We start from the raw sequence: 12,730 nt of genomic DNA on the forward strand, positions 1-12,730 counted from the left end.
AATTGACCTAACCGCGCTTTTGTTTTGGGTTAATCTCGGGTTTCGAAGGGATTAATTTTCGAACCCACGTGGAAGGTAATTTGCGCATGCAACTTGTCGCGCACGATCATGAATTCATCGACATTGCGGCCGGTGGCTATGTCGCAAGTATTTCCCAGTTCGGTGGTGGACCGAGATCACTGGAGTACTGTGGCCTGCCACTGCTGACTGACTATCCCAAAGGGTTCAATCCACCGTTGTCCGCAGGTACGCTCCTGGCTCCGTGGCCGAACAGGGTCGCTGACGGAGTATTCATCTTTGATGGGGAAGTCCATCGACTAGATATTTCGGAGCCGTCCCGGGCGAATGCTATTCACGGATTTGTTGCAGATCGCGTTTGGTCTGTGGTCGATTCTGATGACAGCAGCGTCACCTTGGGCGTGGAAGTTGAGCCGCAACCGGGCTGGCCTTGGGAACTCGGTATGACCGTGCGCTGGCAAGTCACGTCTGCAGATGGCCTATCGGCGGAGTTCACAGTGCATAATCGCAGCGATAGGGAGTGCCCGTTTGGTCTGGGCTGGCATCCCTATTTAAGCGCGTTGGGCGCTGACTTCGGCAGTTGCACACTACGGTTGCCCGTTGATAACAACCTGCCACTGGAGCCAATTCGAAACTTGCCCGCCGGCCCAGCGGTGCCAGCGGAGACAGTGGTTCCCAGCCTTCGAGAGGGGGTATCCCTGGATGGACTGTGGCTGGATCACTGCTTCTTTGCTGCCGCGGAGGCAGCGGGGAGTCACTCACCGTGCCGTCGTGAAGCACATTTGGTTGGACCAAATGGCAAGGGTGCTGTGCTCTGGGCCGATGATGAATTCCGCTTCTTCCAGGTCTATGTTGCCGACGCTGGACGACGAGAAGGATTTCCTGGGCACGGGAATGCGATTGCGGTGGAGCCAATGACATGTCCGCCGGATGCGCTACGCTCCGGTACCGGTTTGCTGCGAGTTCAGGCTGGAGAGACAACAACTCTTGCCATGGGACTGCGCGCGGAAACGGGCGGAAAATAGTTTTCCCAGCGCAGAAGAGTGCAGCCCCCTCAATCGGGTTAAAACCTTCTTAATTAATTCACCTGGAATTAAGAATGGAAAATACACTTGGGGACGAATGTAAAAGAATAGGTCTTCCTTTTGTTCCGGATAGTGGCTATCTGGCCCCACACTTCGGGGTAGGTCGAGCCACTTTCACGGCCTTGATGGGCGTGCACCAGCCAGGTGCCGAGAAAAAGAAATCCCAATTCGTGCATTTCCTGAATACGTTTTGACTCCCTAATTGTGAGGAGGCCGTCGTGATAGTGGCGCAATCAGCCCTACGGCTCGAGGCATCATGGGTGGATTACTCCATTGTTGCCCTATACTTCCTATTCGTCCTAGGCATTGGCTGGGCTGCACGAGCCAAAGTGTCCAGCTCCATTGACTTCTTCCTCTCTGGGCGCTCACTGCCGGCTTGGGTGACAGGGTTGGCGTTCGTCTCAGCCAACCTAGGCGCAGTGGAAATCGTCGGTATGTCCGCAAATGGTGTGGAATACGGTTTCCAGACCATGCACTACTTCTGGATTGGTGCGGTTCCCGCCATGGTGTTCCTGGGCATTGTCATGATGCCCTTTTACTATGGCTCCAAGGTTCGCTCAGTACCAGAATTCATGCTGCGTCGTTTTGGTCCCGGAGCGCACCTTGTCAACGCGATTTCATTCGCCGTCGCGCAGCTGCTCATCGCGGGTATCAACCTTTTGCTGCTGGCCAAAGTGGTCAATGCGCTACTCGGCTGGCCACTGTGGCTGACATTGGTCGTCGCTGCAGTCATTGTGCTGTCCTACATCACGTTGGGCGGACTGTCCGCAGCGATTTACAACGAGGTACTTCAGTTCTTCGTGATTGTCGCAGCTCTAATGCCACTGACTCTAATCGGTCTGCACAGCGTCGGCGGCTGGTCGGGGCTTAAGGAAAAAGTTGCCACTGAATCGCACTTCCACACCTGGCCGGGCACGGATATTTCTGGTTTTGACAACCCGGTAGTTTCAGTCATCGGATTGGTATTCGGTTTGGGATTCGTGCTGTCCTTTGGCTATTGGACAACGAACTTCGTGGAGGTTCAGCGATCCATGGCAGCCGATTCGCTGTCGGCCGCACGCAAGACTCCAATTATCGGCGCGTTTCCAAAGATGTTCATTCCGTTCATCGTGGTGCTGCCGGGCATGATCGCCGGCGCGACTGTCGCACCCATCATGGATCAGACTGCCAAGCCTAACGACGCAATTCTGTACCTAATGAGAGATTTGCTTCCCAACGGCCTGCTGGGCATCGCTATTGCAGGGCTACTAGCAGCCTTTATGGCAGGTATGGCGGCGAATATCTCCGCGTTCAACACAGTCTTTAGCTACGACATTTGGCAGACCTACGTCGTCAAAAATCGAGCAGATGATTACTACCTCAAGGTTGGTCGTATCGCTACCATTGGCGCGACCGGCATCGCAGTGTTCACCGCATTGATTGCCGATAATTTCGGCAACGTCATGGACTACCTGCAGACGCTATTCGGCTTCTTCAACGCACCGTTGTTCGCTACCTTCCTTATCGGTATGTTCTGGAAGCGCATGACGCCGACAGCAGGTTGGACGTCTCTGCTCGCAGGAACGGGTGCTGCGATTTTGTACTGGTACATCTCCGAGTTCACGTCGGCAAGCGCAACCATCTTTGAGCTGCCGGGGCAAGGCACTGCGTTCGCTGCCGCCTCCGTGGCATTCGTCGTCGATATTGTGGTGGCTGTGGTCGTTTCGCTCATGACAACGCCGAAACCCGATGAGGAGCTGGTGGGCTTCGTCAAGTCCGTCACGCCGAAGGCTCACTTCACAGACGCTGCTGAGGCAGAGCTGCCATTGTTACAGCGAACTGTTCCGCTGGGTATTTTGTGCCTGGTGATGGCCGTAGTTCTTAACATCGTTTTCGCATAGGAGCTAGTGAGAAATCATGTCACGGACACACAACAATTCAACTGTAGAAGCGACTATCAGCACCGGTAATAAGAAAGCAGGTGCCTTTGACATTCGCAATGTCATTGGGGCGCTGCTTGGTCTTTACGGCATCATTTTGCTGCTGTCGTGGCTGTTCCTCGATCCTGGAGTTAACCCGGAGACCAGTGTTGCCAAAGAGCCGATGTATAACCTGTACAGCGGCATAGCCCTGCTTCTCTTTGCAATCGTTTTCTATGCCTGGGCAAAACTGCGCCCAACGGTTGTCGAAGAATCATAAGGAGTAAAAATGACAACCGATGACCAGCCTTCTCACGCTTTTTCGGTAACGCGCACTACGCTTGCCGACGGTCGCGAGCTAATCTACTTCGACGATGAACCGGACTATGTCTCGGGCAAAAAGACTCGAAAGTTAACCGACGAACGTGATTTGCCACAGGCGATTACGGAGTCGGAGCTGCGCCAAGATCCGCTGACAGGTGATTGGTACTGCTACGCGGCGCACCGCATGAACCGCACCTTTATGCCTCCTGCTGGTGAGAACCCACTAGCTCCGACGCTGCCGGAACAACTTCCCACAGAGGTGCCTGCCAGTGACTACGACGTGGTGGTTTTTGAAAACCGCTTCCCTTCGCTTTCCATGCACATGGAAGTTCCGGATGACTTTGCCCAAACTGTCGACGGCGCCGAGATTTTCCCGCGGAAGCCGGCCTTGGCTCGGTGCGAGGTTGTCTGCTTTACCCCGAATGTTTCGGACTCCTTCCGGGATCTGACCTTTACTCGTGCTCGCACCGTTATTGAAGCGTGGGCGCACCGCACTGCGGAACTCAGCAAGCTCGAAGGTGTGAGGGTGGTGTTCCCCTTTGAAAACAGGGGCAAGGAAATTGGGGTAACGCTGCAGCATCCTCATGGGCAGATTTACTCGTACCCGTATCTGCCCCCACGTGCGGCAGCCATTGTTTCACGCGCGAAAGCCCACTTCGAAACCACCGGTCGTGACCTCTTTGAGGATGTCCTGGAGGCCGAAAAGGCTTCAGGTCGACGGATCATCGCAGAAGGGGAGTACTTCACCGCATTCGTCCCAGCTGCAGCTAAGTGGCCAGTCGAAGTCATGATTATGGCTAACCGCGCTGTCGGTAGTTTTCAGGAGCTGACCGATGCGGAGAAGGACGAACTGACAGCAATGTACCTTGACCTGCTGCGACGTATTGACCGATTCTTCTCCGGCATCGACAAAACGCCGTACATCGCAGCATGGAACCAAGCTCCGGTAGGCGAGGATCACCAGTTTGGCCGCCTCCACCTGCAGCTCTATTCCATGATGCGCTCTGCAGGACGCATGAAGTTCCTCGCGGGTTCAGAGTCCGGGCAAGGAGCCTGGATTTCGGACACGACCCCGGAGGCAATCGCTGACCGCTTCCGGGAAGTTGGCCAGACTCGCTGGCTTCCCACTCGCTCCCATAAACAGGCGGTATCTGACGTAACTGAGCAATTCCGCCGCAGTTTCGGTTCGGAACCACAGGGCGTCTTCCGCGCCCCAGGCAGAGTCAACCTGATTGGCGAGCATGTCGATTATGCCGGTGGTATCTGTCTGCCATTCGCGTTGGCACAGAGTACTTTCGCAGCGGTGGGTGCCCAGGCTGCTGGTGACTCGTGGACAGTGCGAGTTGTTTCGGACTTGATGGACAAGGACGACGCCGCAGACGGTGACAAGCCGGTTGCTATCGCAATGTCCGATGTCGGTCCGAACTCTCCTGCAAATTGGACGGGATACGCAGTTGGCACTATCTGGGCTATGCGTGAGGCAGGGCTGTTGCCCGCGGATTGTCCAAGCCTTGACATTGCGATTTCCTCCGATGTTCCGATCGGTTCCGGGCTCTCCAGCTCCGCCGCTCTGGAGTGTTCTGTCGGCGTTGCAGCCTTTGAGCTCGTCCACGGGCGCGCACCAAACGATGAAGAGCAGCAGGGAATTGTTGAGGCGGCTATCCGCGCAGAAAATGAGGTCATTGGTGCCTCTACCGGCGGTCTGGATCAGCGTATTTCCATCAAGGGCAAGGAAAACCACGCACTGGTCATTGATTTTGCGAAGAGTTCTGACCAGCTTGTAAAGGCTGCTTTCGCAGACGAGGACCTAGAGGTTTTGGTAATCAACACCAACGTTCGGCATAGTCTCTCGGATGGTCAGTATGCGACGCGTCGCGGAATCATCGATGCCGTGACAAATGGTCTTGGGGTATCTGATTTCCGCGGTCTGGATGATGCAGTTGGTGCTGCTATCAATTGGGCGAAGGAGAACGTCCCAGCTGAGGCAGATAGGGATCAATGGGTTGATACCGTGGCGCGCCGAGTACGTCACGTTGTTACCGAAATTGACCGGACGGCACAGGCGATTGAAAAGCTTTCCGAGGGGGACTTCGAGGCCTTTGGCACGTTGATGGTGGCAAGCCATCTTTCGCTGAGGAATGACTACGAAGTTTCCTGTCCAGAGCTGGATCTTGCTGTGGACGTAGCGCTTGAGCAGGGGGCGCTTGGTGCCCGAATGACTGGCGGTGGCTTTGGCGGCAGTGCCATTGCGCTGCTGCCACACGACCGTGTCAGTGCTGCAGCGAATGCAGTTGCGTCGGCCTTCCGTGACAGAGGAATGCCGGAACCGGAGTTTTTCGTTGGAAATCCCGGGCCGGGAGCAAGCCGCCTAGTTTAGGCGGTATTCCCCCCCCGGTCTTGGGGGGGGGGCTACTGTAATGCAATCTTCTTCCGCTGCGGCTTGAGCAGCGTGGTGAGGAAGATTAGCACCACGGCAAATCCCGCGGCGGTAAACATCGCAATGCTATAGCCACGAATCAAGTCGTCGGCGGCAGGAGCTGCTGCACCAGTGCCGGACAGGCCAGTGGCAATAACAGCTGACAGCGCCACAAACAGTGCGGTACCGACAGCGCCGGCAACCTGCTGTAGCGTGTTCATGATTGCTGAGCCATCCGGGTAGAGGCGCTTCGGAAGATCACCAAGACCGAATGTGAACAGCGGAGTAAACAGCAGCCCCAGGCCAATCTCAAGGACGATGTGGCAGGCGACAATCCACCATAGCGGAGTCGATGCTGAGATGAAGCCGAGCCCGAAAAGACCGAGGGCAAGGACAATGGAGCCGGGAATTGCCAGTGGGCGCGGACCATAGCTGTCAAAGAGCCGGCCGACAGCCGGTCCCATCAGACCCATAACCAGTGGACCAGGCATCACAATCAAACCAATAGTCTTGACGTCGACACCTCGCAGATTGAGGTAGAGCGGCAAAATGATGATCACACCGAACATCAGCATGAAACCAATGGTCAGAATGATTGTGGACAGCCTAAAGCTCTTTGTGCGGAAGGTTCGAAGATCCAGCAGAGCTCGGTTGTGCGGTGCCAAACGGCGCTGGCGCATGATGAAGAACACCAACAGCACGATGCCGACTGCGCACAGGATTCCGTCGATAAGCGAAAACTCTGCGCCTACGCGGCTCAGCGCGTACACCAGCGGGCCGAATGCGCCGGCACTGAGGAACACCGAGAGGATATCGATGGGCTTCGCGGAGTTTTCCTCAATATTGGGAACGAGGATGACGCCCACTACCAGCACAATTAGGCCGAGCGGCAACATCGTGTCGAAAAGCGCATGCCAATTGTTATTGGCAATCTCCAGAATGAGACCGGAGATGGTCGGTCCGATAGCAGGCGCGACAGCGATGACCACGCTCATTCGTCCCATCATGCGCCCGCGCTCATGCTCCGGTACTACGTTGAGCACCGTGGTCATCAGCAGCGGCAGCAGCACTGCGGTACCGGACGCTTGGACAATGCGTGCGAGCAGAACGATCGCGAAGTTTGGCGCGAAAGCACCGATGAGAGTGCCCACGACGAATAGTCCTTGACTGACCGCGAAAAGAATGCGGAACGGCACTGCCGAAATGAGAAATCCAGTGACCGGAATGACAACTGCCATGGTCAGTAGGAACGATGTTGTCAGCCAGCCTGCGGTAGCTGCGCTGATTCCGAGGTCCGCCTTGATGACGGGAATTGCGACACTCATGACCGTCTCGTTCAAGATAGCCATGAATGCCGCAGCTAGTAGCACATAAATGGCCATGTAAGCGTTTTTCGGCGCTTTGGCCTGTGCTGCTTCCGAACTTGGGCTCAATTCGGAATCTTCAGATTCAGAAACCAAGAGAAGTCACTTTCTAGATATAGGTACTGAAATAAGTAATTTTCTAAGATGTTGCGGCTTAGCGCAAGAAAATCCCCATCGTAAGCCGACAAAACGGCAAAGCCGACGGGGGCATTGGCACACAAGTTGCCCAACACATTCTAAGGTAAGGGATAGAGATGAACCCGTTGGGAAAGGACAAGAGAGCTGTGAGCAATATCAAGGTCGGCGTACTTGGCGCCAAGGGCAAGGTAGGGTCCACCATCTGCGAGGCAGTTGAAGCCGCCGACGATTTGGAGCTGGCAGCGGGTCTCGACTCGGGCGATGACCTGAATGAACTTGTCACCGCTGGTGTGCAGACCATTGTTGACTTTACTCAGCCCGACGCTGTGATGGGCAATCTTGAGTTCTGCATTAAGAATGGTATCAACGCCGTCGTGGGTACCACGGGCTTTACCAAGGAGCGCCTCGATCAGGTGCAGAGCTGGCTTGACGACGCCGACGGTGCCGCCAATGTCCTTGTTGCACCGAACTTCGCAATCTCCGCAGTATTGACCATGAAGATGGCAGAGCTAGCCGCTCCGTACTTCGAGTCCGCTGAAGTTATCGAAATGCACCATCCTTTTAAAAAGGATGCCCCCTCGGGCACCGCTATCCACACTGCTGAGGCTATTGCCCGTGCTCGCAAGGAAGCAGGCATGGGGGAGCAGCCCGATGCCACTGAGCAGACTCTGGATGGTGCTCGCGGCGCCGATGTCGAGGGCATTCCGGTGCACGCAGTCCGTATGACCGGTTCGGTGGCACACGAGACCGTTATCTTCGGCGCTGAAGGACAGTCGCTCACCATCAAGCAGGACTCCTACTCGCGCACCAGCTTTGTGCCGGGTGTGCTGCTGGGCGTGCGTAAAATTGAGGATTTTCCGGGCCTGACTGTGGGACTGGAGCCGTTCCTGGGACTGTAATTGCCAGGAGTTCACTGAAAATGTCTGAAAACGTCACTCTCAAGGCGCAACTGATTGCCTCGACCAATTTCTTCCCACCTGAGGACATCGACTTTGATACCGATGCCGACGGTGGGGAAGCATTAATTGAGTTCTCTGGCCGGGCTTGTTATGAAACGTGGGACAAGCCCAATCCACGGACAGCGACCAATAGGGGCTATCTGCGGCATGTGCTCGAGGTAGGCCACACCTCACTTTTTGAACACGCAAGTGCAAGCATCTATGTCCGTGGGCTGTCGCGCTCGTGTGCACATGAACTCACACGGCACCGTCACTTTTCCTTTTCGCAGTTGTCGCAGCGGTTTGTGCCGACCAGTTCCAACAATGTTGTGGTTCCTCCCGCAATTGCGGAGGACCCGGATCTGTTGCGAGTTTTCGAAAGCGCGGTTGATCAGTCCCGTTTCGCCTATGGTGAGTTATTAGACGCACTGGAAGAGAAGTGGGCCGATGAGCCCAACGCTATCTTGCGGCGAAAGCAGGCACGCCAGGCAGCCCGGGCGGTTTTGCCCAATGCCACCGAAACTCGAATCGTGGTTACTGGTAATTTCCGGTCTTGGCGCCACTTCATTTCGATGCGTGCGACCGAGCATGCCGATGCCGAAATTCGGGAGTTGGCAGTGGCTTGTCTGCGGGAGCTGCAGCGCTGCGCTCCTGTTGCTTTTGGGGATTTTGAGATCAACACTCTGAAGGATGGGTCGGTCGTCGCGTCGAGTCCTTACGCCTTCGAGGGGTAATCGCACGTACAGTGTGAAGATATAGTCGATTGAGATTTTTAAGAAAAGGTAGTCAACAATGAGCACAGGAATTGCGTCAACTCGCGGTGCTGACATTTTCGGCACTGTCGCCGTAGCTATGGTGACCCCTTTTGATAAGGACGGAAACCTCGATGTCAAGGCAGGTGTGCAGCTCGCTGGGCATCTTGTAGACGGCGGCTGCGATGCACTCATTCTGGCCGGTACTACTGGCGAGTCGCCTACTACGACCGTTGAGGAAAAGCTCGAGCTTCTCCGAGCTGTCCGCGCAGAGATGGGCGATAAGGTCAAGCTTGTGGCCGGTGCCGGCACCAATGACACAGCCGGGTCCATTGAGCTGGCAAAGGCTTCTGTGGAGGCGGGCGCGGATGCGCTGCTCGTCGTCACGCCGTATTACTCCAAGCCGTCCCAGGAGGGCCTGTACCGCCACTTTACGGCGGTGGCCGACGCAACCGAGGCTCCGGTGTGCCTGTATGACATTCCGCCGCGTTCGGTTATTCCGATTGAAGTTGATACCATTTACCGGTTGGCGGAGCACCCGAGAATCCAGGCTGTTAAGGACGCTAAGGGGGACTTGGGAGCTGCCGCCGGCATTATCGCTAATACTGATTTGGCGTGGTACTCCGGTGACGATGTGCTGAACCTTCCGTGGCTGTCGATTGGCGCCACCGGGTTCATTTCCGTTATTGGACATGCAGCCCCGCAGCTGCTGGCCGAGGTGCGCTCTTGTTTTGACAAGGGTGACCTTGCTGGTGCGCAGGCAGCCCACGCGAAGATGACTCCGCTGTTTGCCGCTCAGGCTGCACTTGGCGGTGTAAGTTTTGCTAAGTCCGCTCTGCGTCTGCAGGGCATTGAGATAGGAGATCCACGCTTGCCGCAAATTGCAGCAAATGACCAGCAGCTTGAGGTGCTTGAAGAAGCTATGCGGAAGGCAGGTGTTCTGTAGTGGCTGAAGGACGCAATCGCGCCCGCAAGGTAACTCGTAAGGCCGGTCCGCCTTCCGAGTCTGACGTGGCTGCAGCAGAGCAGTCCAAGAACTCTGCATCCAAGGGCTCCGACAAAGGTCGAGCTAACTCGAACGGCTCGAAGTCCTCGCAGCGTTCCGGTGATCGTAAGAACGCCGGCAACGCTAAGAAGTCCCAAGGTTCGTCGAATTCTTCCAACCGCGGTTCTCGTGGTGGTCGCGGTGGCCGTGGCGGTAACCGCGGAAATAATTCGCGGGGTGGCCGTGGCGGGCGTGGCGGCAACCGTCGTAACGTAGTGCAGTCGATGCAGGGTGCAGACTTGACGCAACGTCTGCCCGCGCCGCCGAAGGCCCCCAAGGACGGTCTGCGTGTGGTCGCGCTGGGTGGTATTTCCGAAATCGGTCGCAATATGACCGTGTTGGAGTACAAAAACCGACTGATTATCGTCGACTGTGGCGTGCTGTTCCCGAGCTCGGATGAGCCGGGTGTTGACCTGATTCTGCCTGACTTCTCCTACATGGAAGACAAGTGGGATCGCGTGGAAGCTCTCGTGGTCACCCACGGTCACGAGGATCACATCGGTGCTATCCCTTGGTTGCTCAAGCAGCGCGCGGACATCCCGATTATTGCTTCCCGCTTTACCTTGGCACTGATTCAGGCCAAGACACAGGAGCACCGTCAGCGCCCGAAGGTCATCGAGGTCAACGACACCAGCCACATTCAGCGTGGTCCGTTCGATCTGCGTTTCTTCAACGTCAACCACTCGATTCCGGAGTGCCTTGGCATCGTCATTAAGACCGGAGCTGGCATGGTTGTCCACACCGGTGACGTGAAGATGGACCAGACCCCGCCGGACGGAAAGCCGACTGACCTGCCGGCGCTGAGCCGCTACGGTGATGAGGGAATCGACCTCTTCTTGTGTGAGTCCACCAACGCCACAATCCCGGGCTTCTCCGGTTCCGAGGCGGAGTTGGCTCCGACCCTGCGTCGTCTGATTATGGACGCAAAGCAGCGCGTTATCGTTGCGGCTTTCGCGTCGAATGTCTACCGCGTTCAGGCTGTTATCGATGCAGCTGTCAAGGCTGGACGAAAGGTCGCGTTCAACGGCCGCTCCATGATTCGCAACATGCGTATCGCGCAGGAGTTGGGTCTGCTGACCGCGCCAGAGAACACCATCGTGGAGATGAACGAGGCCGCTCGCATGGCGCCCCACAAGGTCGTGCTGGTGACTACCGGTACGCAGGGTGAGCCAATGGCTGCGCTGTCTCGCATGGCCCGTCGTGAGCACCGTCAGATTACCGTCCGTGATGGCGACCTGATTATCCTCAGTTCTTCGCTGGTACCGGGTAACGAAGAGGCGGTCTTCGGCGTTATCAACATGTTGGCCCAGATTGGTGCCACGGTTATCACTGGCAAGGATGCCAAGGTTCACACCTCCGGTCACGGGTTTGCTGGCGAGCTGCTGTTCCTCTACAACGCAGCCCGTCCGTCGAATGTCATGCCAATTCACGGTGAGTGGCGCCACATTCGTGCCAACAAGGAACTGGCTGTGTCCACTGGCGTGAAGCCAGAAAACGTTGTCCTCGCTCAGAACGGTGTGGTTGTCGACCTCGTTGACGGCCGCGCTCGTGTAGTTGGCCAGGTTCCGGTCGGTAACCTCTACGTTGATGGCGTCACCATGGGTGACGTCGACGCTGACGTGCTGGCAGACCGTGCTGAAATGCGTGAAGGTGGTCTTATCACCGTCACAGCCGTCATCGATAACCGCACTGGTCGTCCGTTGGAGAAGCCGCGGGCTCAGGCTCGCGGTTACTCGGACGACGCCAAGGAAGTGCTCGCAACCGTCGAGCAGGTCGTTGACGATACTCTCTTTGACCTGGCTGGCAGTGGCGAGAACAATCCATACCGTATGGCTCAGGAAGTTCGTCGCCGCACCGAGCGCGTCATTAACCAGAAATGGCGTCGCAGTCCGATGGTTGTTCCGACCATCGTGCCGATGTCCTCAGAGGCAGCCGAAGAGGTCACCGATGAGGAAATCAAGGAGTCGCGCGAAAGCATCTAAGTTTCTAGAGCGTCGTTTAGCGTAAGAGCCCGCATCCACCTAAAGCCGTGTGGATGCGGGCTTCTCCGTGCCTGGTCTAGTCTGGAGCTATGACTTTTGCTGAACGGGAACGTGAAGACCTAGCTAATCTACTGCTCAGCGTCGGCCCCGACGCACCGACCTTGTGCGAGGGCTGGACAACCCGGGATTTGGCCAACCACCTTTACATTCGCGAAAACCGTCTGGATGCCGCTGGCGGGATGTTCGTCAAGGCGCTTTCGGAACGCCTCGTTGCTGTTACCGCTGAGGTCAATCGAATGCCCTACGTCGAAGTGGTGGGGAAGTGGGGCAGTGGTGCTCCGCGATGGAATCCAATGAACTGGGCAGACCGCTATGTCAACACTGCGGAGAACTTCGTTCACCACGAGGACGTCCGTCGTGCCCAGGAAGGTTGGACCGTTCGTCAGCTGCCACCCTCCGGAGTTTCAGACCTGTGGCGCCTGGTCACTACTGCCGGCCGTATGATGTTGCGCGGTTCGACCTCGACCGTGGTGCTAATGCGCGACGACGGGGTTGCGGTGACCCTAATCGACAACAGTGCTAAGGGGGCTCCGGTTGTGACTGTCCGCGGAAGCGTCGGGGAACTGGTGTTGTGGCTCTATGGCCGTGACGAGGTACGCGTCACCATCGACGGCGATGAATCGGGCATCAAGCGCAACAGCCTTTAAGATCACGTTCTCAGTTCTGGACAGTCGTGGCAGCCCGCCTGTTAAACAATGACACGCGTGTGA

The 12,730-nt window shown here is 56.6% G+C and carries 9 protein-coding genes and 2 pseudogenes; 10 read left to right on the forward strand and 1 reads right to left on the reverse strand.

The annotated features are described in order from the left end of the window. Positions 1-86: 86 nt before the first annotated feature. The 5 genes and pseudogenes from HMPREF3130_RS04670 to galK all read left to right on the forward strand — a co-directional run. Complete coding sequence (locus HMPREF3130_RS04670; RefSeq protein ID WP_049170826.1) at positions 87-1,043, forward strand: aldose 1-epimerase family protein; 957 nt, start codon at positions 87-89, stop codon at positions 1,041-1,043. A gap of 278 nt (positions 1,044-1,321) precedes the next feature. Then, positions 1,322-2,983, forward strand: a complete 1,662-nt coding sequence (locus HMPREF3130_RS04675; RefSeq protein ID WP_172954607.1) for a sodium:solute symporter family protein — start codon at positions 1,322-1,324, stop codon at positions 2,981-2,983. Positions 2,984-2,999: 16 nt separating this feature from the next. Further along, positions 3,000-3,281: a hypothetical protein gene (locus HMPREF3130_RS04680; RefSeq protein ID WP_049170832.1), complete on the forward strand. Its 282-nt coding sequence runs from the start codon at positions 3,000-3,002 to the stop codon at positions 3,279-3,281. A 9-nt stretch (positions 3,282-3,290) separates the two neighbouring features. Continuing rightward, a pseudogene (gene galT / locus HMPREF3130_RS11485) lies at positions 3,291-4,436 on the forward strand (galactose-1-phosphate uridylyltransferase); the annotation flags it as partial. A 54-nt stretch (positions 4,437-4,490) separates the two neighbouring features. After that, positions 4,491-5,702: pseudogene (gene galK / locus HMPREF3130_RS11490) on the forward strand (galactokinase); the annotation flags it as partial. 32 nt (positions 5,703-5,734) lie between these two features. Here the strand turns inward: galK and HMPREF3130_RS04690 are convergent. After that, positions 5,735-7,123, reverse strand: coding sequence for an MDR family MFS transporter (locus HMPREF3130_RS04690; RefSeq protein ID WP_246815108.1), 1,389 nt, complete (start codon positions 7,121-7,123; stop codon positions 5,735-5,737). 236 nt (positions 7,124-7,359) lie between these two features. Between HMPREF3130_RS04690 and dapB the strand changes: the two genes are divergently transcribed. From dapB to HMPREF3130_RS04715, 5 genes are all read left to right on the forward strand, one after another. Beyond that, positions 7,360-8,142, forward strand: coding sequence for a 4-hydroxy-tetrahydrodipicolinate reductase (dapB, locus tag HMPREF3130_RS04695; RefSeq protein ID WP_070429433.1), 783 nt, complete (start codon positions 7,360-7,362; stop codon positions 8,140-8,142). 20 nt (positions 8,143-8,162) lie between these two features. Continuing rightward, on the forward strand, positions 8,163-8,915 hold the full coding sequence (thyX, locus tag HMPREF3130_RS04700) for an FAD-dependent thymidylate synthase (protein WP_070429434.1): 753 nt from the start codon (positions 8,163-8,165) through the stop codon (positions 8,913-8,915). 58 nt (positions 8,916-8,973) lie between these two features. After that, the gene (gene dapA / locus HMPREF3130_RS04705; RefSeq protein WP_038628744.1) at positions 8,974-9,879 is read left to right on the forward strand and encodes a 4-hydroxy-tetrahydrodipicolinate synthase; all 906 of its coding nucleotides are present in this window, start codon (positions 8,974-8,976) and stop codon (positions 9,877-9,879) included. Next, entirely contained in the window at positions 9,879-11,960 is a 2,082-nt protein-coding gene (locus tag HMPREF3130_RS04710) for a ribonuclease J (RefSeq protein ID WP_070429435.1), read from the forward strand. Before dapA ends, HMPREF3130_RS04710 begins: the two co-directional genes overlap by 1 nt. Before the next feature lie 89 nt (positions 11,961-12,049). Beyond that, complete coding sequence (locus HMPREF3130_RS04715; protein ID WP_070429436.1) at positions 12,050-12,667, forward strand: TIGR03085 family metal-binding protein; 618 nt, start codon at positions 12,050-12,052, stop codon at positions 12,665-12,667. The last annotated feature ends 63 nt before the right edge of the window (positions 12,668-12,730 follow it).

The sequence above is a fragment of the Corynebacterium sp. HMSC14B06 genome (genome assembly GCF_001807075.1).
GTDB classification, from domain to species: domain Bacteria; phylum Actinomycetota; class Actinomycetes; order Mycobacteriales; family Mycobacteriaceae; genus Corynebacterium; species Corynebacterium jeikeium_D.